At 37.7% G+C, this 21281-nt stretch carries 23 protein-coding genes; 11 read left to right on the top strand and 12 right to left on the bottom strand.

All coding sequences use genetic code 11. From position 1 onward, the window contains the following. The first annotated feature begins 12 nt into the window (after window positions 1-12). From EV200_RS02780 to EV200_RS02760, 5 genes are all read left to right on the top strand, one after another. Window positions 13-1431, top strand: coding sequence for an MBL fold metallo-hydrolase (locus tag EV200_RS02780; protein WP_132529276.1), 1419 nt, complete (start codon window positions 13-15; stop codon window positions 1429-1431). Between the two features lie 115 nt (window positions 1432-1546). Next, a complete protein-coding gene (locus tag EV200_RS02775) occupies window positions 1547-2104 on the top strand; it encodes a YeeE/YedE family protein (protein WP_132529275.1) in 558 nt (185 codons plus the stop codon). A gap of 10 nt (window positions 2105-2114) precedes the next feature. Next, entirely contained in the window at window positions 2115-2528 is a 414-nt protein-coding gene (locus tag EV200_RS02770; RefSeq protein ID WP_132529274.1) for a DUF6691 family protein, read from the top strand. Window positions 2529-2718: 190 nt separating this feature from the next. Next, window positions 2719-3537, top strand: a complete 819-nt coding sequence (locus EV200_RS02765) for a helix-turn-helix domain-containing protein (RefSeq protein ID WP_132529273.1) — start codon at window positions 2719-2721, stop codon at window positions 3535-3537. Window positions 3538-3600: 63 nt separating this feature from the next. Next, complete coding sequence (locus tag EV200_RS02760) at window positions 3601-4074, top strand: DUF6265 family protein (RefSeq protein WP_132529272.1); 474 nt, start codon at window positions 3601-3603, stop codon at window positions 4072-4074. 95 nt (window positions 4075-4169) lie between these two features. Here the strand turns inward: EV200_RS02760 and EV200_RS02755 are convergent, their stop codons facing one another. The 6 genes from EV200_RS02755 to EV200_RS02730 form a co-directional block, all read right to left on the bottom strand. Then, on the bottom strand, window positions 4170-4784 hold the full coding sequence (locus tag EV200_RS02755) for a DUF2306 domain-containing protein (RefSeq protein ID WP_132529271.1): 615 nt from the start codon (window positions 4782-4784) through the stop codon (window positions 4170-4172). A 123-nt stretch (window positions 4785-4907) separates the two neighbouring features. Then, window positions 4908-6041 carry a helix-turn-helix domain-containing protein gene (locus EV200_RS02750; protein WP_132529270.1) on the bottom strand — a complete coding sequence of 378 codons (1134 nt, stop codon included), beginning with the start codon at window positions 6039-6041 and terminating at the stop codon, window positions 4908-4910. Between the two features lie 739 nt (window positions 6042-6780). Then, window positions 6781-7236 (bottom strand): hypothetical protein, encoded by a 456-nt coding sequence (locus EV200_RS02745; RefSeq protein WP_132529269.1) that lies wholly within the window; start codon window positions 7234-7236, stop codon window positions 6781-6783. A 422-nt stretch (window positions 7237-7658) separates the two neighbouring features. Beyond that, window positions 7659-8405, bottom strand: coding sequence for an SDR family NAD(P)-dependent oxidoreductase (locus EV200_RS02740; protein WP_132529268.1), 747 nt, complete (start codon window positions 8403-8405; stop codon window positions 7659-7661). A gap of 18 nt (window positions 8406-8423) precedes the next feature. Further along, window positions 8424-9176, bottom strand: coding sequence for an SDR family NAD(P)-dependent oxidoreductase (locus EV200_RS02735; protein ID WP_132529267.1), 753 nt, complete (start codon window positions 9174-9176; stop codon window positions 8424-8426). A 14-nt stretch (window positions 9177-9190) separates the two neighbouring features. Further along, window positions 9191-9943: an SDR family NAD(P)-dependent oxidoreductase gene (locus tag EV200_RS02730; RefSeq protein WP_132529266.1), complete on the bottom strand. Its 753-nt coding sequence runs from the start codon at window positions 9941-9943 to the stop codon at window positions 9191-9193. A gap of 133 nt (window positions 9944-10076) precedes the next feature. Between EV200_RS02730 and EV200_RS02725 the strand changes: the two genes are divergently transcribed. Continuing rightward, window positions 10077-10439, top strand: a complete 363-nt coding sequence (locus tag EV200_RS02725; protein ID WP_229676698.1) for a winged helix-turn-helix transcriptional regulator — start codon at window positions 10077-10079, stop codon at window positions 10437-10439. A gap of 15 nt (window positions 10440-10454) precedes the next feature. Here EV200_RS02725 and EV200_RS02720 read toward each other — a convergent pair whose 3' ends face one another. Beyond that, a complete protein-coding gene (locus EV200_RS02720) occupies window positions 10455-10643 on the bottom strand; it encodes a hypothetical protein (RefSeq protein ID WP_132529264.1) in 189 nt (62 codons plus the stop codon). A gap of 352 nt (window positions 10644-10995) precedes the next feature. On the opposite strand from EV200_RS02720, the gene EV200_RS02715 reads away from it, so the two are divergent. The 4 genes from EV200_RS02715 (at window position 10996) to EV200_RS02700 (ending at window position 14458) form a co-directional block, all read left to right on the top strand. Further along, window positions 10996-12084: an adenylate/guanylate cyclase domain-containing protein gene (locus tag EV200_RS02715; protein ID WP_132529263.1), complete on the top strand. Its 1089-nt coding sequence runs from the start codon at window positions 10996-10998 to the stop codon at window positions 12082-12084. A gap of 323 nt (window positions 12085-12407) precedes the next feature. Continuing rightward, window positions 12408-12824 (top strand): DUF1761 domain-containing protein, encoded by a 417-nt coding sequence (locus tag EV200_RS02710; protein ID WP_132529262.1) that lies wholly within the window; start codon window positions 12408-12410, stop codon window positions 12822-12824. 22 nt (window positions 12825-12846) lie between these two features. After that, on the top strand, window positions 12847-13422 hold the full coding sequence (locus EV200_RS02705; RefSeq protein WP_132529261.1) for a YdeI/OmpD-associated family protein: 576 nt from the start codon (window positions 12847-12849) through the stop codon (window positions 13420-13422). A gap of 52 nt (window positions 13423-13474) precedes the next feature. Continuing rightward, entirely contained in the window at window positions 13475-14458 is a 984-nt protein-coding gene (locus EV200_RS02700) for a helix-turn-helix transcriptional regulator (RefSeq protein WP_132529260.1), read from the top strand. A 239-nt stretch (window positions 14459-14697) separates the two neighbouring features. Here EV200_RS02700 and EV200_RS02695 read toward each other — a convergent pair whose 3' ends face one another. Both EV200_RS02695 and EV200_RS02690 read right to left on the bottom strand, forming a co-directional pair. Continuing rightward, the gene (locus tag EV200_RS02695) at window positions 14698-16098 is read right to left on the bottom strand and encodes a pyridoxal phosphate-dependent decarboxylase family protein (protein ID WP_132529259.1); all 1401 of its coding nucleotides are present in this window, start codon (window positions 16096-16098) and stop codon (window positions 14698-14700) included. Window positions 16099-16145: 47 nt separating this feature from the next. After that, window positions 16146-17570: an MFS transporter gene (locus EV200_RS02690; protein WP_132529258.1), complete on the bottom strand. Its 1425-nt coding sequence runs from the start codon at window positions 17568-17570 to the stop codon at window positions 16146-16148. Between the two features lie 97 nt (window positions 17571-17667). On the opposite strand from EV200_RS02690, the gene EV200_RS02685 reads away from it, so the two are divergent. Then, window positions 17668-18048: a winged helix-turn-helix transcriptional regulator gene (locus tag EV200_RS02685; RefSeq protein WP_132529257.1), complete on the top strand. Its 381-nt coding sequence runs from the start codon at window positions 17668-17670 to the stop codon at window positions 18046-18048. A gap of 319 nt (window positions 18049-18367) precedes the next feature. On the opposite strand, the gene EV200_RS02680 is transcribed toward EV200_RS02685, so the two are convergent. Genes EV200_RS02680 through EV200_RS02670 form a run of 3 tightly spaced genes read right to left on the bottom strand, consistent with a single transcriptional unit; the run spans window position 18368 to window position 21029 of the window. Further along, entirely contained in the window at window positions 18368-19282 is a 915-nt protein-coding gene (locus tag EV200_RS02680) for a helix-turn-helix domain-containing protein (RefSeq protein ID WP_132529256.1), read from the bottom strand. A gap of 18 nt (window positions 19283-19300) precedes the next feature. Then, window positions 19301-20038: an SDR family oxidoreductase gene (locus EV200_RS02675; protein WP_132529255.1), complete on the bottom strand. Its 738-nt coding sequence runs from the start codon at window positions 20036-20038 to the stop codon at window positions 19301-19303. A gap of 13 nt (window positions 20039-20051) precedes the next feature. Next, on the bottom strand, window positions 20052-21029 hold the full coding sequence (locus EV200_RS02670; RefSeq protein ID WP_132529254.1) for an aldo/keto reductase: 978 nt from the start codon (window positions 21027-21029) through the stop codon (window positions 20052-20054). Window positions 21030-21281 lie beyond the last annotated feature (252 nt).

The following is a 21281-nucleotide window of genomic DNA, read 5'->3' as shown; positions in this document are numbered from 1 at the left end:
AACCTGATCATCATGATTATAGAACAGATTTATACCGGATGTTTGGCACAGGGTGCCTACTATATCGAGAACAATGGAGAGGCCGCTATTATAGATCCGCTTCGTGAGGTAAAGCCCTATTTGGAGCGTGCTAAAAAGAGTGGCGCAAAAATTAAATATGTACTTGAAACACACTTCCATGCAGATTTTGTATCAGGCCATCTTGATCTTGCAAAAGAAAGCGGAGCCAGGATTGTATATGGTCCCAATGCGAAACCCGATTTCGATTTTTACGCGGCAAAGGACGAGGAAATTTTACAGCTTGGAAGCATAAAAATTAAAGTCCTTCATACACCAGGGCACACGATGGAAAGCACCTGTTTTTTGCTTAGCAACGAACAAGGTAAAGAAATAGCGCTTTTCTCGGGCGATACCCTTTTTATAGGCGATGTTGGCCGACCTGATTTGGCACAGAAACTTGTTAAAGACCTCACCAGCGAGATGCTGGCAGGATATCTATTTGATTCTTTGCGAAATAAAATCATGCCCCTGAGCGACGACATTATCATTTATCCCGCTCATGGAGCAGGTAGCGCATGTGGAAAAAATATGAGCAAGGAAACCACAGACCTTTTAGGCAACCAGAAAAAGACCAACTATGCATTGCGGGCTGATATGTCTAAAGATGAATTTATTAAGGAGGTTACCGATGGATTGCTTCCCCCACCCGCTTATTTCCCAGAAAATGTAATGATGAACATTCATGGTTACGACAGTTTTGAGAAGGTGATGGAACGAGGCATGCACGCTTTAAGCCCAGAGGCTTTTGAGCAAATGGCAAATGAAACCGGAGCAGTAATTTTAGATACCAGAGATCCCCAGGTTTTTGTAAAAGGCTTTATTCCAAATGCAATCAATATTGGTATAGATGGAAATTTTGCACCTTGGGTAGGAACACTTATACCCGATATTAAGCGGCCCATTTTACTCATAACAGATGAGGAAAGAAACGAGGAAGTAGTGACCAGATTATCCAGAGTGGGCTTTGATGGCGCAATAGGTTATTTAGCTGGAGGTTTTACTTCCTGGAAAAACGCTGACAAAGAAACGGACGAAATAAAATCCATTTCTGCAGAAAAATTGGCAGAAATGATGCAAACGACAGAAGTAACAATTTTGGATGTTAGAAAAGCAAATGAGTTTTTAAGCGAGCATGTTGAAGAAGCGATCAACCTTCCTTTGGACTATATTAACGAAAACGTTGAAGGGATTGACAAGAATAAAACTTACTTTGTTCATTGTGCCAGTGGTTACCGATCTGTAATTTTCAACTCCATCATGAGAGCAAGAGGATATCATAACCTGATTGATGTGGAAGGTGGTTTTAAAGCCATTAAAGAAAATAGCCACATCCCTACCACTACTTTTGTATGTCCGAGTACCCTAAAATAAATTAGCGCAACACGTTAGGCACAGTTAAAAACTAAACCTGCTTATCTTTAATAAAAAATATTAATTATAAATTCTTACACAAAAGTACCTTCGTTAACATTTCATTAAAAACATTATGATTGATTTCATTAAACAACCATGGCCTTGGTATTTCTCGGGAACAATGATCGTAATGATCATGTTGATATTGCTCTTTTTTGGCAAGTCTTTTGGTTTCTCTGCTAACCTTCGCACCATGTGCAGTATGGCAGGAGCAGGAAAAAAGGTAAAATTCTTCGACTTTGAGTGGAAAGACCAAGTCTGGAACCTAATGTTCTTAGCAGGTTCTATTTTAGGCGGGTTTATCGCAACACATTACCTAAGTGAAACAACTCCAATGAAGCTTTCCGAAGCAACAATAGCTGATTTGAAACAATTGGGTGTAAAATTTGATGGTGGCTTAAATCCAACTGACCTCTTCTCACTTGAGGCCATGAAAGACTTAAAAACGCTCTGCATCCTACTTGCCGGAGGACTCCTTGTAGGCTTTGGCTCCCGTTATGCAGGTGGATGTACATCAGGCCATGCCATATCAGGTCTCTCCAACCTGCAGCTACCTTCACTGGTTGCGGTAATTGGTTTTTTTGTAGGAGGCCTCATCATGACTTTCCTGATCATGCCATTCATCTTTTAAACCCATAACAATGAAATTCATTAAATATATTTTAGCCGGAACACTTTTCGGCATCATCATGACTAAATCTGAAGCTGTTTCTTGGTACAGAATACAAGAAATGTTCCGTTTTCAGTCTTTCCATATGTATGGAATTATCGGCACTGCAGTTATACTTGGCGTAATCGCTGTATCCCTTATTAAAAAATTTAAGGTCAATGATCTATATGGAAATCCGATCGTCTTTCATGATAAAGACAAAGCGTACCGCAAATACCTGATTGGGGGAATTATTTTTGGTTTAGGCTGGGCGCTAACTGGTGCTTGTCCGGGACCTATGTTTGTTAATCTGGGCAGTGGATACGCCGGGATGGCCGTGGTTATTTTGGGCGCACTCTTAGGAACATTTTTATACGGTGTAATAAAAAACAAGCTGCCACATTAAAATAGAACATTTTCAGATGACTAAGTTTTATGTAATGATAGACCACAAGTACTTGAGGTATTTTATATCAATTGGTCAGAAATAAAAATTAACAGATGAAACCTGAAGTTTATAGGTAAAAGTCAATAAAGGATAGCTAATTTTATTTTTAAAAACCAATTATCTATCTTAAGATTTCAAAACGAGTGAAATGGACTTTACCAGAATTCTGCCACATCCTGATTTAGATGAATTTATCGAATGTTACTGGATGATGTACAGTGATGATGAAGTACCAATAATAGAAAAGATTATTCCCGATGGTTTTACTGAAATAATTTTCAATTACAGAGACGTTTATAAATCCAAAATTAGTGGAGACTGGAATTTACAATCTCCAAACTTACTCGCAGGGCAACTCAAAACTTTTTTTTATCTTCAAAATACAGGTACTACCGGTTCTGTAGCCGTTAAATTTAAACCTGCAGCTTTAACCCAGTTATTTGGTTTCCATATGGATCAGTATGTGGATAAAATTGTCGATCTGGATTCCTTCCAAAATTCAGAACTTAAACAATTAAAAGAAAAAATACTGTCATGTGTAAATATTGGTAGCAATATACAGGAGCACCTGATTAAGAAAATTCTAGACGAATATTTAGTTTCACTTATTCAGAATGCTTCATCAAACCCCTTAAAAGGGACACTAGAACTTATATTTAGTTCCAATGGCTTAGTTACTGTAACAGAAATGACAGCAATGGCCAGCATTGGCGAACGACAGTTGGAACGCTTGTTTAAAAAATATATCGGCCTTCCTCCAAAATACTATGCCCGGATTATCCGGTTCAACTATATTTTTGAATTAATTAAATCAAAAAAAAATAGCTGGACAGAAATTGTATATCAATCTGGGTATTACGATCAATCTCATTTTATTCAAAATTTTAAAGCTTTTACAGGCGAAGACCCTTCATCCTACTTTTTTGAGGAAAAGAACATGGCAAACTTCTTTTTAAATAAATTGTAACCAAAGTCGGATTTTTACAATACCATAAAGGAAGACAAACTTATTTTTGATAAAAAAAACAAAATGAGCACTAAAAAACTACTCCTTCTTATTCCCTTGCTTTTATGCATACATACCAGCAATGCACAGGAAAGCAACAAACAGAAATTTAAAAAATTGGAATGGCTAACAGGAAAGTGGATCCGAACTAACTCTGATGCAGGACATTCCGGTTATGAAACCTGGAATAAAATTTCCGATTTGAAACTCAGCGGTAAAGGGGTAACACTTAAAGGAAATGAAGTAATTTTTATAGAGGAACTGGAATTCATTGTAAAAGGAGTTGATATTTTTTATGTGGTGAAATTAACAGGGGATAAAAAGCCCGTATACTTTAAGCTAACCGCAATAGATAATAATGGCTTTACATGTGAAAACCCAGCGCACGATTTTCCAAAAAAGATAACCTATAAACGCAGCGGTAATCATGTTAAAGCAGTGATCTCAGGTAATAGGGAGAGCATTGATTATATTTTTATAAGAGAAGGGTCTAAGTAAGAATATCCTTGTCAGCAGATAGGCTACGAATTTATGATTTCTTAATCTTTGAGGGGGTGCTTTTAAACCTTTACAGCAATCTTCAAAATCTCCTCTTACTTACTTTTTCGGGTTAATTTATTTGTGATTAAATAGGCAACGAGCAGATTTGGGATCCACGACAACCAAGCCACAATAATATAAGCCGTGTTGTAGTTGCCAATGATTAAAATCAAAATAGGCAGCCAGATTCTTAGTGTTACAGCGGCAAAACAAGCCGCATAACTGTAAGTCATCAATACCTGATGTTTAACAATCTGTTGATTCCAAATGGTTAAGTAGGCCATTAAGGTGGTAAAAAACCAGATAATACCCAAGCAGCTAAATCCGAGGGATGACCAGAAACCTCCATCTGCAAATAGTGCAATATAAGAGCCAGAAAAGGAACTGAATAAAGCCGAAACCACATAAATCTTCCCGATGCATCGGTGTATTTTGACATTTCTCAACCGAAGTTTGGTGCTAAATTGAAGCCAACCCACCAATAATGAAACCCCTCCTAAAACAATATGTATATAAAATGCAATATACCAGACGACATGACTTAAAAGCCATTCTGGTTTAGCATTCAGTATGCCAACCTTTCCATTGATTAAGAAATACTTAAGTGGATATAAGCCAATAGTAATAGAGAAAAAGCCAAATAATACCCAAAAGATCTTTTTTTTCATGTCAGCACACCTTGTTAAATGAATGAGCTTTGCAGATACAGCATGCCCAAATATTATTTCAACAAAAATGTAAACTATGAAGATAAAAATGGTTCCACTTTGTAAGGTGGCACCTATTATAGCCTAGATTGTGGCTTGGAGATGGATCTTCTGCTGCTTTAAATAAGCAGTCGGCGACAATCCAGTCTTCTTTTTGAAATTTCTATTAAAGGAAGTTTTAGAATTGAAGCCAACTTCATATGCCAGGGCTAATAGGGTAAATTTTTGATTTTCTGGCTGCATCAAAATGCACTTAAACTCTTCAACTCTAAGTTCATTGATATAATCATAGAAGTTTTTATTCTCTAATGTATTAATGACCTGAGATAAAGCATTTGGATGGATCTTCAATTGTTCTGCAAGCTCATTCAAGCCCAGATCTGGATCTTTAAACAACTTTTCTTGCTGCATTAGTTGCGTAACCTGAAAATGTATTTCTGACGAGAACCTATCCCCTATCACCGATTTTTCATATTTTACCTTGGCAGATCTTAAAGGTATATCTTCACTGGCACCTAATAACCCCATATCCAAATGGTTAGCAGGCAAAGGAATAACCTTGTTGGTAAACATCCCCACTTGTTTAATGCCAAAATAGCCGATAAACAAGATATACAGATCTACCAATGTAAAAGTAAAAATATCATTGCCAAACAGAATAGATAACCAGATCATACACATCCCGATCATCAGATTTCTTAACCAATTCAGATTGATCTCCAGATGAGAAACTAAGTTTGAAATATTTTTGCGATGTTCTCCGATCAGAGCAATCGACATGATGATATAGATGATACCAGAAGGCAAAATTGCAAAATGGATGATTTTTAAAAGGCCTAAATAACCAACACCATTATTTTCATAAATAAATATTTTTTCAGCTACTGATAACCAAAAGAATTTTGACAAAGCAATATAAACTAATGCTGGAGGAAGAAAATGAAAAGAAAAGTATGATTTACGGATCTTCTTTCCAGTTAACAAAGTGGTATACCAAAAGAAAAATGGGCCATGGAGCAGTGGCATGGCGATTTCAAGACCTAAGAAGTACGGAAATTCCAGAAATTTATTTGATGCAAGTAAATAATAACAAAATAGGTGTAAAGAAATCAGAAAGAGCCAAAAAGCCAATACCAGATCTGCACTGGATTTACCTCGTTTGGTAAAAAGCAGCACAGAAAGAAATAAAGAAATGACAATTCCTATAATATGTAGCATGGTTTATACTAAAGTACAGGTTAAATATAAAATAAAACGGTTAGATTTTGAATTAGCATTAACCAGTTCTATCTGAAGCCAAAAACTTGAAATGATCAGGGCTTTAGCATACTTGCAGAAAACCAAGGTTTTTTTATTATCGCATTATAAACTATCCGAATAATTGTATCGTGAAAAAATAAGCAGGCATACTTTAAATAATTAGAAAACTTTGTAGCACTTATTCAGCAAATAATCCAAGATTTAAATTGAAAGTTTTATAAATCGTTTATCGAGTTCAATAAAGATTGGATTAAGGTTTATCTCTCCCATACATTTTATAAAAAATAAGAAGAGTAACAATACATCCTGTTACCATATACAGATAGGATTGAGCTATCGTCGCCACGATTTCATCTTTCGTACTATATGAACTCCATGAAGATACCCTGTCTTTAAACAGATTGAAATTATTTATAAATGCGATTAACAGAAAGACTACTGAAATAATCAATAAGAATAGGGTTTTACTTATTTTCGCTTTATCCAGGATCAGTAAAACAAAAGGAATAATCAGTAAAGAAAACAGGGAGAAGAAGAACGTATCTTTCAAATAAGAGCAGTCCAGGCAACTTGAAGCTGGCTGGTACATAAAAATCCGCATCGAAAAATAAGTAGTTGCAAAAACCAGTAAAAAAAACACAATGCTAAATATCGCGATCCTGATGTAATACATACTAAATGAAGCAGTTAAATTCATCTAATCAACCTCCACGCTTAAAATATTGTTATGGACATCCTGGATTTTAATGCCATTAATTTCAGCAGTAGAGACACGGCAAATAGTAATTCTTTCGTGGTTAGACCCGTCAATTACCGTTTCTTTTAAATTCGAAAAGTTATAGATTTTATAATCTTTTTTCCCATATCTAAATGATAAGGTATCCCTAAGTTTCAAGTTTAATTTAAGTAAAAAACTCACGCTACCGACTCCAGTTTCTCTTCTCTGGGGTATTATTTTTTTATTTTTAAAATAAAAGGAGATGTCATCTACCTTTACATTATCTGAATTAACCTCTAACCAAAATCCTTTTTTTGAGGCTACATATATCCCACAAAGGCCATCGGTCCAGTCCGTGCTGTCTTCTCTACAGGAAATTAGCAGTGATAATGATATCCCAATTACCAGTATAATTTTTATATTTAACTTTATCATATCTACACCTGTAATTACTCAAATATAATGAATTTAGGTTCGAAATGGTTTGGTTTTATAGCCGGGGCACCAATAAAATTAGCGCCCTAAGTCTGTACATGAGGTAAATAATGTATTTAGATATTATTAGTTCCGGATGTAAGTTTATAATTACCCACTGGTTGGTGTTCTTACCTCAGTTGTTCGGAAGATTAATAGTAGTTTATATTATACAGCTATGAGGGGAACTCCCCTCCTAATTTAGGAGGGGGCAGGGGGTGGTTAACCTTTCAATAGCAGTTTTCAATTGACAAATTATAATCTTCCGAACACTTATGGTGTTCTCACCAATCAGCACAATAAACTATCCAGAACATTTAAGAGATAAAGAATAACCTTTCTAAAATGTACCATGAAAAATACATTTCAGAAAGGTTAAGCAATTACAATAAACCACCGGACACAGTAATTCTTTCACCAGTAACCCAGCCAGCATCATCAGAAGCCAGAAAAACTGCAACTTTAGCAATATCTATCGGCAAGCCAATGCGGCCCAAAGGTGTCTGATCAAGAAAATATTTTTCCATAGCACTTCCTGGTCTGCCATCCGCAGTAGAACCTTCTGATTCTGTCATACCCGGAGCAATGGTATTCACCCTTATATTTTTAGGCCCAAGTTCTTTAGCCAGTGTTTTTGCTATACTGTCAACACCTGCCTTAACGGCGCAGTAAATTAATGTACCGGGAATAGGGTTCAAGCTAATGGTAGAACTTAAGTTTATAATGCTTCCACCACCTTCACCAAACATCGCTACCGCTTCTTTCGCACAAAAGATATGCGCCATAAGGCCTGTGGTTATCTGTAACTGGAAAGTCTCTTCACTCACATCCGCTAACATTTCATACTTCCATACACTTGCATTGTTAACTAATATATCCAATCTGCCAAAAGCATTATTCACCTCCTTAAAAAGTCTCTTTATATCCGCAATTTTTGAAATATCTGCCTGCACGGCAATAGCGGTTCCACCATTTCGGGTGATCTCCTCGACAACACTATCTGCTGATTCTTTACTTGATGAATAATTGACCACTACCTTAGCACCTTCTCTTGCGTATTCTTTAGCAATTCCAGCACCGATACCCTTTGATGATCCAGTAATCACTGCTACTTTATCTATAAGTTTCATATTAATATTTAATTTATTTTATAATTGTCCACCAGAAACCTGGATTCTTTCGCCCGTTACCCATGCCGCATCATCAGACGCCAGAAAAACCGCTACTTTGGCAATATCTTCAGGTTGCGCAATACGCCCCAGCGGAGTGATTGAAATATTTTGTTTTTCGAATGCGCTGCCTATGATCCCTTTTTCATGTGAACCTTCTGTTTCGGTCATACCCGGAGCAATCGTGTTGATTCTTATATTTCTAGGCCCCAGTTCTTTTGACAGCACTTTAGTGATGTTATCAATCGCAGCTTTTGTTGCAGAAAACACAAGTGTTCCCGGTAAAGGATTAATACTTGTCGTAGCGCTGATGTTGATGATACTTCCGCCATCTGTCGCCATTAAAGCCGCAGCCTTTTGTGTAGCCAGTATGGTTCCTATCAAATTAGTGTTGATCTGGGCTTGCAAATTTTCTGGAGTGATGGTTTCAAGGACTTCGAATTCCAGTATACCTGTATTATTGACAAGGATATCTAACCTTCCAAATGCATCGATGGTAGTTTCAAAAAGCTGTGTGATATCTGATGGTTCAGCAATATCAGCCTTAACTGCAATTGCTTTTCCACCATGTTCAATTATTTCATCAACTAGCTCACCAGCTTTAAGATGATTTGACAGATAGTTAATCACAACCTTAGCACCCTGATTAGCAAATGCCTTTGCAATTCCTGCGCCAATACCTTGCGACGATCCCGTAATCACCGCCACTTTGTCTTTCAGTAATAAATTCATCTCGCTAATCGATTTTAGATTTGTCCACCGGCTACTTGTATTCTTTCACCTGTCACCCATCCAGCATCATCAGATGCTAAGAAAACAGCAACTTTGGCAATGTCGTCAGGCTGTCCAATCCTACCCAGGGGAACCTGTTTAACCAATTGCGCTTCCCACTCGCCACCCATAAATCCCTGCTCATGAGCGCCTTCTGTTTCAGTGATACCAGGTGATATCGTATTCACCCTTATCTTTTTCGTCCCCAGCTCTTTCGCAAGCACTTTGGTTACATTGTCTACAGCCGCTTTTGTTGCCGCATAAATGAGTGTGCCGGGCATAGGATTGATACTTACAGTAGAACTGATATTGATAATGTTACCACCATCTGTCCCCATTACCTCAGCAGCTTTTTGTGCACAAAGGATAGTGCCGATTAGATTCGTATTGATATTGGCCTGTAAAACCTCAATGGTAAGTGCTTCCAGCATCACCACATCATAAATACCTGCGTTGTTGACCAGGATGTCCACTTTATCAAAGGCCGCTATGGCTTGCTCGAATAGCCTTTCAACATCTGCAGGTTTTGAAACATCCGCCTGCACAGCAATGGCTTTGCCACCAAGCCCAATAATATGATTTACAACTTTTTCAGCGCTGGAGCTGTCTTTAGCATAATTCACCACTACTTTCGCTCCTGCTGATGCATATGCCTTGGCGATACCTGCGCCAATTCCTTTTGATGCCCCGGTTACCACGGCAACTTTGTCTTTTAATTTCAATGTCATGTGATCAAACTTTAGTTAGTCACAAATGTATATTGTATGTATCTTTGTAGAAAGTACCTACTTTTTAGTAGCTTAGCTACTAAAAAGTAGGTAAACTGATTACCAATGCTTTAATATTATTATAATGGCAAAAATGACGAGGAAATGTTCTGATTCACCAACCTGTTCAGTTGATTATGCATTTAGAAGAATCGGTGGGAAATATAAAGGCAGGATTTTATGGTCTTTAAATGAACATAAAATTATACGTTTTGGAGAGTTAGGAAGAATTTTAGCAGATGTAACCACTAAAATGCTAACACAAACGCTCAGAGAATTGGAAAAAGATGATTTAATTATCAGAAAAGTTTATCATCAGGTGCCACCTATGGTAGAATATTCATTGTCAGAAACTGGTTTCGAACTTATTCCATTCATCACTTATTTAAAGGAATGGGGAGATAAGAAAATTGAAAAGGAGAAAAATAAAAATACAGAGACCTCACTCCTGGCCTAGCTGCATATAATAGATTTATGCTGTTTTAATACCGCGTACTGGAATTCCAAAGTTAATAACCAACATTATTTCCAGATTTGGACAAACAAGCCTCGTGATGGGTTCACCGTCAGAAGCAACAAACGTGTGATAAAAGCTATTGATGATCTCTTCCAAAAGAGCTTCTACCAAAAATAACGCTTCGTTTATATCTGTTTGTTCCATTCCTTCTTCGTTTTCTTACAATGCAGGCCTTCGTTGGCAAGCTATGTTTGCCTTATCAAATTTAATGAAACCATGATTAACTACCAATCAATCACTACACACTTAAATGCTATACTGCCTCAATGCATTGGAGGCACTGATGTTTAATTGGAATGCAGACGCTCTAAAATTCAATAATAGCGATACATTACCGATGCCTCTCCTGACAAATTCAGGAAATGGCCAATATCTTAAGGGATATTGGCCAACTGACAAATATTTTCGTAGATTTCAGTAATTTAAACCTGCCAGCTTACCTTTTACTTATAATGAATTAGGAAAGGTCTTTTAGCTGAGTTTAAATAAATTCGCTATGCTGTCACCAAAAACCAAAAGAAATATAGGACGCGTCATTCCTTTCGGAGTATTGTGGTTTATTTTTAGCCTTGTTTATTGCATATTGGAAAAAGGTATTCTGGGCAATCTGAACGCTTATCCAGCTACTGGTGTTCCCTATAACTTTGTAAGAAGTATAATCGCAATCCCTGCTGCTGGAATGTTCATGGGAATACTTACCGGGATTCTGGAGATTGGTTATTTCAGCAAGTGGTTTATCAAAAAGAGCTTCACCAGAAAAATCCTGTCTAAATCATTCATTTATCTCGTCATCGTAATCGTCTTTCTTATTGTCATTACACTAATTAATGCACTTTACACACAGAAAGGATATACGTTTAAAACCCTTTCATCACCAGCATTAGCCTTTTTAACTGACTCCTCAATGATCGGCACGATGCTCTATATGGCCGCAATAATTGTGATGACCCAATTCTATTCAGAATTTAACGATAGTTTGGGTCAAGGCACTTTGCGTAACTTTTTTTTAGGAACATACCATCATCCCGTGCAGGAAGAGAGGATATTTATGTTTCTCGATATGAAGTCATCAACCACGATAGCCGAAAAATTAGGCCATGTCATGTACTTCGAAATGTTAAGAGAATATTTCTTCGACCTCTCCAGCGCCGTTATTGACTATGCTGGCACGATTTATCAGTATGCAGGAGATGAAATGATCATAAGCTGGAAGCTGAAAGATGGGTTAAAAAACAATAATTTCATCGAGTGCTTCTTTGCTATGAAACGAGTTTTAGAGAAGGAAACTAAAAAGTACAACAGCAAATACGGTTGTTTACCAGGCTTTAAAGCAGGATTGCATTACGGTATGGTAACTACCGGCGAAATCGGATCACTTAAAAAAGAAATCATTTTTACGGGCGATGTACTCAATACTTCAGCAAGGATCCAGGGACTTTGTAATCATTTCAATGCTGATCTACTTTTATCTGAAGACTTGGCGAAAATAATTCAGTTTCCCAACAACTACACCATAACCTCAGTTGGAGATAACCTCTTAAAAGGTAGAAGCAAATCAACGGAGCTATTTTCCATTACCCGATGAATTTAATAGACAAATAATCACTATACCTGACTTTAATTTTAAAGGCAATAGATTTGTTATTGAAAATCTGAAACGAATTTTATAACCCCATCAATAAATTCACAAATTCAGCATTTAATTTCCATTAAAAACACTTGAATTTCAAATTATAGATATCATAACAGCCAATTATTTCGAATTCCCTTCCATGTATTAAAAGATTTAGCATGCTATAAAAAATAATAGCCTGAAAAAAATAATATGTTAGGTGTGCCAAACAGTTGTCAGACCCGCTTATTTTCTTTGTGTCAAATCATTCAATCATTAAAATTAAATTACAGATTATGTTCGACGTATTGACAACAATTAACTGGTTCAGTGTTCTGTTAGCTTTCTTAGGCTACGTTATTTTAGGCACAGTATGGTACCTGTTCCTTTTTCCAAAATCATACCGCATTTCCCTTGGAAGGGATCCGCATGTTAATGCCAGTGAGGCACCGATATACATTATTGGTCCAACTATTTGTGCATTGATAGTCACTTTAAGTTGCACAGTGCTGATGTATGCCCTGAATATAAGTTCTTACGGAGAGGCTATCCAGTTTACACTGATCGTTGGTATTGGCTTCCTGTTCACGAATACGGTTAATATCGGAATCAATCCAAATATTCCAAAACCGTTTCTCTACGGGATGATCACAGGGATGTACCATCTTGTGGGAATGGTCATTGTCAATACGATCCTGTTTGCCATGAAATAATTGTAAAAAAAAGAAATTAGAGATGGAGCAGGAAACATTTTATCCTGAAAACAAGAGTCAATGGAGGGCGTGGTTAAAAGAAAACCATGCCCTTAAAAAGTCTATCTGGGTTATTTTTTATAAAAAGAAAACAGGCCGCCCAACTATTAATTGGAGCGAGGCGGTTGATGAAGCACTGTGTTTTGGTTGGATTGACAGTATTGGCAAACCAATTGACGACGAAAAGTTCATGCAGTACTTTTGTCAACGGAAGCCAAACAGTACCTGGTCAAAAATAAACAAGGATAAGGTCAATGTTTTGCTCGAAGCCAATTTAATTACAGATGCAGGGAAATATTGCATCGACATAGCGAAACAAAACGGAAGTTGGACGATCTTGGATGAAGTGGAGGCATTGATTATACCCAAAGACCTGGAATTAGCTTTTGCTGAACAGCCCGAGGCAGCAATTTTCTTTTCTAATTTGAGCCGTACAGTTAAAAAGGGAATCCTCCAATGGCTCGTGCTCGCAAAACGGCCTGCAACAAGAGCCAGTCGTATTAAAGATGTAATCCAATTCTGCCTAGAAAAAAATATACCAAAACAGTTCCGCCCCTGATATTCTTAAATTTAGCCAAATTTACCAACAATACATTCAACTTAACATTTACATGGAGATCAGTAAACGCTTCGACCGCATTTTGCAATTGTTCTTTATCCTGCAATCGAAATCATGGGTCACGATCGACGAATTGGAAGAACGATTTTCAATAAGCAGGCGAACCATTTTCCGCGATCTCAAATCACTGGAAGAAGCTGGTGTGCCTGTTGGATATAAACCTGGCCGAGGTTATTCCTTGATAGAAGGCTATCGTATACCACCTTCGCGCTTTACTCATGAAGAAGTGCTCAGTCTGTTGGTGGCTGAAAAGATCATGCAGCAACATGAAACGCAATATATCAAACTTCATTACGAATCGGCGCTTATCAAAATAAAAAGTTCCTTTCAGGTGCAGCAGAAAAATACCTTGGTCGAGTTTGAAAATAAATTGCACATCAGTCCAAAATCAAGTTCATCGGAATACTTGCCTAACGTAATTAATATCCTTTTAAGCAGTACTGTGAATAGGATCATAGCAGTTGTATCCTACATAAAAGGTAGCGATACATTGCCAAGTTCCAGGTGTGTTGAACCTGTAGGGCTGTTTTATGAAAGCGGTTTCTGGTATGTACTTGCATTTTGCCAACTGAGGAAGGACTATAGGAATTTCAGACTTGACAGGATCAAAAAGGTTTCCCTATCTCAAGAGTCATTCAGCATGGTACATCCACCTTTGGATGAGATCAGGAATATTGATTCTTCAAAGAACAATACTCGCATTGTTATCAAAGTAGACCGCGAATTTGCACATTACCTTTTTTGGGAGCGGCAGAACTTTGGTTACCTATCAGAGGAAAGCAGTGAAAGTGAAGTAACCATGTATTTTGACTGTGCAGAACATCCAACATCTTTTGTACGCTGGTTTATGAAATTCGTTGACCATGGAGAAATCTTAGAACCAGCCCACTTGCAGGATGAAGTTGCTGCAATATTGTTGGCTGGTTTAAGCAAAATGAAAGGTTTCAACGAAGCTCAACCATCAGATAAGCAGTAAAAATGCTATCGGCATAAATACAGACTTTGGAGATAGATCATACCGCTTTTGATGAAGCGAGGTGCACAACGTGTTTTTTTACATTAGACCTCATCGCTTAATAAGAACTGTTAGGAATGAATCAATTGATAGAACTAAAGCAGCATAAATGATATTAGCAAACCAAAACGGATTGATGATTGGATGGAAACTCAACCGTTTCAAGCCTGCAAAAATAACATCCGTAAGAGTGCCGTGATTTAGGTTTTGATAAGTTTGCTCATTTCAGCTGTTACCAGCTCGATATCGGCTACGGTTGTTCGCCAGTTTACAAATGCCGCCCTAATTCCTTTTTTATTGTTATACAGCGTTGGTGTCATAAATACCTTTCCTGTACCGTTTAAATTAGTTAAAAAAGCTGCCACTTTCTCTTGGTTTTCATCACCAGACAAGGTAAAACAAACCGTATTCAGCCGGACTAGTGCTAACAATTCAAATGCCTGATTATTTTCTATAAATCGCCCAAAATAATTTGCCATTTCAATTGAATTTTCTACAATTTCCTGATAACCCTTTTTACCATAAGCTCTTAATGAAAACCATACCGGTAATGCCCTTAGCCTTCTTGAATTTTCGGGGAGAAAGTTCATATAACTAAAATTTTCCATTGGATCTCCTAAATAAGGAGCATTAGAATTTTGAAACGTTTCTAACTGCAAAATTTTATACTGTTCCTTAACTAAAAAAATGGCACTGTCATATGGCACATTTAACCATTTGTGACAGTCGATAGCTATACTATCAGCATTTTCCCAGCCAGACATTAGCTGTTTATGTTTTGAAGAACAAGTAGCAAATGCACCAAATGCACCATCAATATGCCACCAAAAATTATACTTTTTCTTAAGTTTTGATATGGCATGGAAGTCATCAAAATCAACAGTATTCACCGTTCCACCACTGGTGATTAGAATAAATGGTTGTCCATTTAGCGCTTTAATCCTTAAGTCCAAATTTTCAATATCTATACTTTCCCTGTTTCCTTCCATAACTTTTACTTTGTCCAAATTATTACTACCAATTCCTAACATGGCCAAAGATTTTAAAGTAGAGGAGTGCGGTGTTGCTGTTAAAATATTTATTCTTTCAGTAAGTCCGTCCTTGGCAAAGTCTTTACCCAATTGCTTTCCCAGCCATTGTCTGGCAACGGCAAGGCAAGTAAAGTTAGACATGGTTGCACCGGTTACAAAACCGCCAATAAAATCTCTCGGTAGATCAAAAAGGTCTAAAAGCAATTTGATAGTTTCCATTTCTATAACCGCAGAAAGATCACCCTGCCCTTGTGTAGCCTGGGTATTCTGATCATAAATGGTAGTTAGCCAATCGCCGGCAATAGCTGCGGGCGTTGCTCCACCTATAACAAAACCCCAATATCTAGGCCCTGCCGATGCAACGAGCAGCTTTTCAAATCTATTGTTAAAAGCCTCTAAAGTTGTCAAACCTCCTAAACCAATTTCATTGAGGGTTCCATCTGATGGGAAACTTGCTGTTACTGAAGTTGGCCTATCCGATATCTTTTCTAAAAAACCAAGGCCCTGAAGTTTTACCGCTTCAAGTAAACTATCAAGATGAGTTAAGTCGTTTTTTAATTGTTCGTTCATATCTATTAGTGGTATCGTATGATTACTTTCTATATTATCCGTCACTATTATAATTGATTTTTTGGAAACCATTTCAAAATACCAAGAACTATCGTCAAAAAAATGATATTCATAAAACTTGCCGCCCTGTAAGCTTCAATAAATGCGCCTGGAGAAATCCTTTCTTGCAACACATAAAAGAAAAGCCCTCCTACAAGTGCTACCCCAAGTGCTATTGCAGTCTGTTGCACGGTAGAATATATTCCTGATGCACTGCCAGCATGCTTAATATCTATATTTTTTAGCGACAGTGTAAGCAAAGAAGGTAGTACACTCCCACATCCTAAACCATAAAGCGCTAGCAACATGAATTGCAGTACTCCTATTTTTCCGCTATTGAAAGCAAACAGATGTCCGATTAATGAAAAAATCATGATCATTAAGCCCAGGCTGATAACGCCCTCTCCATAAAATTTAATCAACCTGGCCGATAAGAATGAACCGATAACATAACCTATGCCCTGAAATACAAATAGAATACCTACACTTACAGACGACACGCTTAATCCGTTTTGCAAAAAGAAACCTGTGATTAAAAAGTAAGAGTCTTGAGCAATAAAGTAAAATAGCGACAGTACAACACCCAATTTAAAAGTGATATTCTTAAAGAGGTCAAAATTCACCAGGGAATCAAATCCTTTATCCTTTACAGCCCGTTGTTGAAACCATAAAAGCTTCCATATCGGAAAGGACAATCCTAACATCATTATACTCCACAGCGGCCATCCCATTTCACGGCCTCTGATCAGCGGAAATATCAGGGAGAGTAAAAAGATGGTCAGCAAGAACAGACCAACGTAATCAAACCGTTCTGATTTTAGCTTATCTACTTTAGGAATATATAGTATGGTAAGAAAAGTTACCAAAATGGTTATAGGAACATTGATTAGAAAAATCAGCCTCCAGCCACCTTCATCACCAAACAAGCTAACACTGACTGACCATGCTGGTAGTAATCCTCCAAGTAATTGCCCCAAAACAGAAGCTATTCCAGCTATGCTTCCATATATTCCCAATGCCCAAGACCGCTCCTTTTCTGTCGTAAACAGCTGTTGCAGCAACGCCAGCCCTTGGGGCACCATCAATGCGCCACAGGCTCCTTGTAATGCTCTTATGATAATCAGCTGGAAGGGTGTTTCCACCAATCCACATAAAAGAGAACTAATACCAAAGCCAATCAAACCTACCAGCAATATTTTTTTTCTTCCCAGCCGATCCCCTAATTTACTGGCAGAGATCATCAATGCGGCATAAGCCATCAGATAGGCCGCAACAACCAGCTGCAAGTCGCCACCCGTTGCTTTGATCCCCCGCTCTATACTAGGCAGCGCCACGTTGACGATAAAGATATCAAGTACAGACAGAAATACAGTAGCGGAAAGGATGAGTAAAACGATTATCTTTTTAAAATCGCCAATTGTAAAAAATGTCATATATATTATTTAAAAAAAGCTTTTTTTATCTTAATTTGAAGCCAAAGGTGGCTTTATAACAACTCGTTGTCAAGTAGGAATAAATATGATACTTAGTATGAAAAAACAAACTAATGGTGAATACCAGGTAAATTCAAATTTGGAAATTGATGGCCAGGACAAAAATAACTGTCCCGTGACCAACACACTTCGCATACTCAGAGGAAAGTATAAACTACCGATCTTAGAACTCGTCAAAAATAATGAGGTTGGTCGCTTTGGAGAACTCCGTCGCAAACTCGATAATGTGGCTCAGGCAACATTGACAATGCAACTCCGGGAACTTGAACGTGACGGTATTATTTCCCGCACCGCATTTGCAGAATCACCTCCCAGGGTGGAATACGCACTAACTCAATTAGGCTTTAGTTTGCTACCTGTCATCGAAGTATTAAAAGCATGGAATAACCAATATTGCCTGGCGTGGCCCAAACTGTAATTGCCCCACTCCTTACCATTATTGGTGTAAAGGCGGTAATGAATAATTTATACAAATTAAACCAGTAACTTGGTTCGACATTTGTACGTCCAGATCTCCCCCGCCGGAGATTGAACCAAAATTATCTTTTCCGTGCGATAGCGGCATGTTACAAAATCGGTAAAAACCAACCCGCTCTAAGTGTATTAGAGAAGGATTGTACCACGGACGTACTAAGATCGAATCAGTAAAGAAGATCTGATTAAAATTGCTATTATACCACTAAATCATGCAGAATGTTAGTGGCAAGCAGCTTTTATTCATTTGCTTTCTGCCGTCTTTAATTAAACGAATGTCTGAACTCCAAAGGCGAAACATTGGTCTTTGTTTTGAAAAGTTTGCTAAACGATTGTGAATGCTCAAAGCCCAGTTCATAAGCAATTTCCGAAACGGATAGATTTGTAGTTGATAATTTTTCTTTAGCTTTTTCTATGATGGCATTCTGAATGTATTGTTGTGTGTTGAGCCCTGTTAATGAACTCAACATGTCACTCAAATAGCGTTGCGAGAGCTTTAACGCTGTACTGATATATTTCACGGATGGCAAACCGTTTTTCAGGCTGTTTTCTCCCTCAAAATAACTGGTTAAAAGTTCATCCAAAGCAGTGATGATGTCGTGGTTGATGGCTTTCCTCGTCAAAAATTGCCTGTTGTAAAACCGATTGCTATAATTCAATAACAATTCTATTTGCGACACCAACACATCCTGGCTGAAACTGTCAATGTTGTTATCCAATTCATTGGTTATTGTAGCAAATAAATTGGCTATAATTTCTTTTTCTTTTGCCGATAGAAATAAGGCCTCTGAAACACCGTAGGAGAAAAATCCATACTGATTGATTGTTTTTCCTAATGGATAATTTCGGATAAAGTCCGGATGGAAATACAAAGCAATCCCTTCATAGCTTTCTGTGTCTTCCGGTGAAAAAACGATTTGTCTAGGCTTCAAAAATGCCAATCCGCCTTCTTCAAAATCATAATACCCTTGTCCGTATTTTATTTGCCCTGTAAAGGTTGGCTTAAAGGAAATTTTGTAAAAATCGAGACTTACTTTTTGCCCTTTTGGAAACATTTCAATCGAAACATTATTATAATCAACTAATGCAATCAATGGGTGCAATGGCGAAGGAAATCCCAGGATACGCACCAATTGCGATATACTTTTTAGGTGAGTGATGTTAGATTGTTGCTGCATTTTCGTTTACGAACTTAATCAATTTTGTTTTGACGGGCGAATCACAATATCGCCAATTTCAACATCCTCGGGTTGGCTTACTGCATAAATCACCGCATTGGCAATGGCTATCGGATTAATGGCAATCTGTTCCATTCCTTGTTTAATAGCTGTTTTCATTTCTTCGTTTTTGATGTTGTCCGCAAAATCTGTTTTCACAAATCCTGGCGAAATGCCTGTAATGCGTATTTTTCCGTCTGACTCTTGGCGAAATGCCTCTGCAATCGTGCGAATGGCATTTTTAGTTCCTGCGTAAACGCCCTGCATGGGCGCAATCTTTATTCCTGAAGTGGAAATGATATTGACGATATGTCCCGATTGTTGTTTTTTGAAAATGGGAATTGCAGCCGCCATCCCATACAAAACCCCTTTGAGGTTAATATCGATCATTTCCTCCCAACCGTCAATATCCAGTTCGTCAATGCGGCTTAACTGACTGACACCTGCGTTGTTTACAATCACATCTAATTTTCCGTATAGCTCAACAGTTATATTAACCAAACGAACTAAATCGGCTTTATTCTTTACATCAATTTGAGCACAGGTGGCTTCACCACCTGTGCTTTTAATTTCTTTAACAATTTGTTCCAATGGTTCTGTGCGCCTCGCACCCAAAACAACCTTTGCACCATTTTTTGCTAATTCTATGGCGATGGCTTTGCCCATTCCGCTGCTTGCACCTGTAATAGCAACTACTTTTCCTTTGATATTTTGCATTGCTGTTAGCTTTTTATTTGTCTATTTGTTTTTCTAAAAATTCAGGATAGCGGTTACCCACAAGGGTAATTCCATTTACGGTTGTATCAATTTTTGCAAGTTCATCGGCTGTTAATACAATAGTTGTACTGCCAATATTTTCTTCCAAACGATGCAATTTTGTAGTCCCGGGGATGGATACGATCCAAGGCTTTTGCGCTAAGAGCCAAGCCAATGCCAGTTGTCCGGTCGTTACATTTTTTTGTTGAGCAATTTCGGAAAGTGCTTCCACTAAAACCAGATTGGCCTTTATGTTTTCTTCGCTGAAACGAGGAATGACATTCCTGCGGTCCACATCCGCTAATTTTGAATTTATTGTACCTGTGAGGAAGCCTTTTCCTAAAGGACTGAAGGGAACGAAACCAATTCCTAACGCTTCTAAAGTGGGTATGATTTCATCTTCTGGCTCACGCCAAAACAAAGAGTATTCGCTTTGTAATGCGGATACAGGTAGAATTGAATGTGCTTTCCGAATGGTTGTAGCACTGGCTTCCGATAAGCCGAAATATTTCACTTTGCCCTCTTGTATCAGGTCTTTTACTGTTCCCGCAACATCTTCTATCGGAACATTAGGGTCAACCCTGTGCTGATAAAGCAGATCAATGTAATCTGTTTTCAATCTTTTTAAAGAAGCTTCAGTTACAGCTCTGATGGTTTCGGGTCTGCTGTCTAAACCTACTGCTGGTCTGGCATCTTTACAACCAAATTTTGTGGCGATCACCACATCTTTTCTATAAGGCTGTAATGCTTCACCCACAATTTCTTCATTGGTATAAGGTCCGTAAGCTTCTGCGGTATCAAAAAATGTAATCCCTCTTTCAACTGCGTTACGTAGCAGTGTGATGGACTCCTTTTTATCAAGACCTTTGCCATCCAAAAAGTTTAACCCCATACAACCAAAGCCCAATGCGGAAACTTCCAATCCACTATTTCCTAATTTCCTCTTTTGCATAATTCTTTATTTAATTATTTCTAAAACTGAATAATTTCAAGTACAAAATTCCAGATTGTCGTTCTATAAAAAGTAGCCCGATTGGTAATTGTTGTAGTCAGATTTTATATTTGTGTGGGCTTGACTGCTTATTTTGTCATGTCAATTGGGTGTTGTGCTACTATTGCAACTAACCTAGATATAGGTTTGAAATCAGCCTGTTTGTTAATGATTAAAAGTTTCATAGAAGCACTTCCCCCTATTGCGGTAATA

Source organism: Pedobacter psychrotolerans (assembly GCF_004340665.1).
Taxonomy (GTDB): domain Bacteria; phylum Bacteroidota; class Bacteroidia; order Sphingobacteriales; family Sphingobacteriaceae; genus Pedobacter; species Pedobacter psychrotolerans.
Note: the sequence above shows the minus strand (reverse complement) of the source record. Positions and strands in the feature narration are given on the sequence as shown.

Excerpts from the sequence above, each read along its gene's own strand:
- EV200_RS02780 (WP_132529276.1), top strand. The coding sequence starts at position 13 with ATGATTATAGAACAGATTTATACCGGATGTTTGGCACAGGGTGCCTAC.
- EV200_RS02775 (WP_132529275.1), top strand. The coding sequence starts at position 1,547 with ATGATTGATTTCATTAAACAACCATGGCCTTGGTATTTCTCGGGAACA.
- EV200_RS02770 (WP_132529274.1), top strand. The coding sequence starts at position 2,115 with ATGAAATTCATTAAATATATTTTAGCCGGAACACTTTTCGGCATCATC.
- EV200_RS02765 (WP_132529273.1), top strand. The coding sequence starts at position 2,719 with ATGGACTTTACCAGAATTCTGCCACATCCTGATTTAGATGAATTTATC.
- EV200_RS02760 (WP_132529272.1), top strand. The coding sequence starts at position 3,601 with ATGAGCACTAAAAAACTACTCCTTCTTATTCCCTTGCTTTTATGCATA.
- EV200_RS02755 (WP_132529271.1), bottom strand. The coding sequence starts at position 4,784 with ATGAAAAAAAAGATCTTTTGGGTATTATTTGGCTTTTTCTCTATTACT.
- EV200_RS02750 (WP_132529270.1), bottom strand. The coding sequence starts at position 6,041 with ATGCTACATATTATAGGAATTGTCATTTCTTTATTTCTTTCTGTGCTG.
- EV200_RS02745 (WP_132529269.1), bottom strand. The coding sequence starts at position 7,236 with ATGATAAAGTTAAATATAAAAATTATACTGGTAATTGGGATATCATTA.
- EV200_RS02740 (WP_132529268.1), bottom strand. The coding sequence starts at position 8,405 with ATGAAACTTATAGATAAAGTAGCAGTGATTACTGGATCATCAAAGGGT.
- EV200_RS02735 (WP_132529267.1), bottom strand. The coding sequence starts at position 9,176 with ATGAATTTATTACTGAAAGACAAAGTGGCGGTGATTACGGGATCGTCG.
- EV200_RS02730 (WP_132529266.1), bottom strand. The coding sequence starts at position 9,943 with ATGACATTGAAATTAAAAGACAAAGTTGCCGTGGTAACCGGGGCATCA.
- EV200_RS02725 (WP_229676698.1), top strand. The coding sequence starts at position 10,077 with ATGACGAGGAAATGTTCTGATTCACCAACCTGTTCAGTTGATTATGCA.
- EV200_RS02720 (WP_132529264.1), bottom strand. The coding sequence starts at position 10,643 with ATGGAACAAACAGATATAAACGAAGCGTTATTTTTGGTAGAAGCTCTT.
- EV200_RS02715 (WP_132529263.1), top strand. The coding sequence starts at position 10,996 with ATGCTGTCACCAAAAACCAAAAGAAATATAGGACGCGTCATTCCTTTC.
- EV200_RS02710 (WP_132529262.1), top strand. The coding sequence starts at position 12,408 with ATGTTCGACGTATTGACAACAATTAACTGGTTCAGTGTTCTGTTAGCT.
- EV200_RS02705 (WP_132529261.1), top strand. The coding sequence starts at position 12,847 with ATGGAGCAGGAAACATTTTATCCTGAAAACAAGAGTCAATGGAGGGCG.
- EV200_RS02700 (WP_132529260.1), top strand. The coding sequence starts at position 13,475 with ATGGAGATCAGTAAACGCTTCGACCGCATTTTGCAATTGTTCTTTATC.
- EV200_RS02695 (WP_132529259.1), bottom strand. The coding sequence starts at position 16,098 with ATGAACGAACAATTAAAAAACGACTTAACTCATCTTGATAGTTTACTT.
- EV200_RS02690 (WP_132529258.1), bottom strand. The coding sequence starts at position 17,570 with ATGACATTTTTTACAATTGGCGATTTTAAAAAGATAATCGTTTTACTC.
- EV200_RS02685 (WP_132529257.1), top strand. The coding sequence starts at position 17,668 with ATGAAAAAACAAACTAATGGTGAATACCAGGTAAATTCAAATTTGGAA.
- EV200_RS02680 (WP_132529256.1), bottom strand. The coding sequence starts at position 19,282 with ATGCAGCAACAATCTAACATCACTCACCTAAAAAGTATATCGCAATTG.
- EV200_RS02675 (WP_132529255.1), bottom strand. The coding sequence starts at position 20,038 with ATGCAAAATATCAAAGGAAAAGTAGTTGCTATTACAGGTGCAAGCAGC.
- EV200_RS02670 (WP_132529254.1), bottom strand. The coding sequence starts at position 21,029 with ATGCAAAAGAGGAAATTAGGAAATAGTGGATTGGAAGTTTCCGCATTG.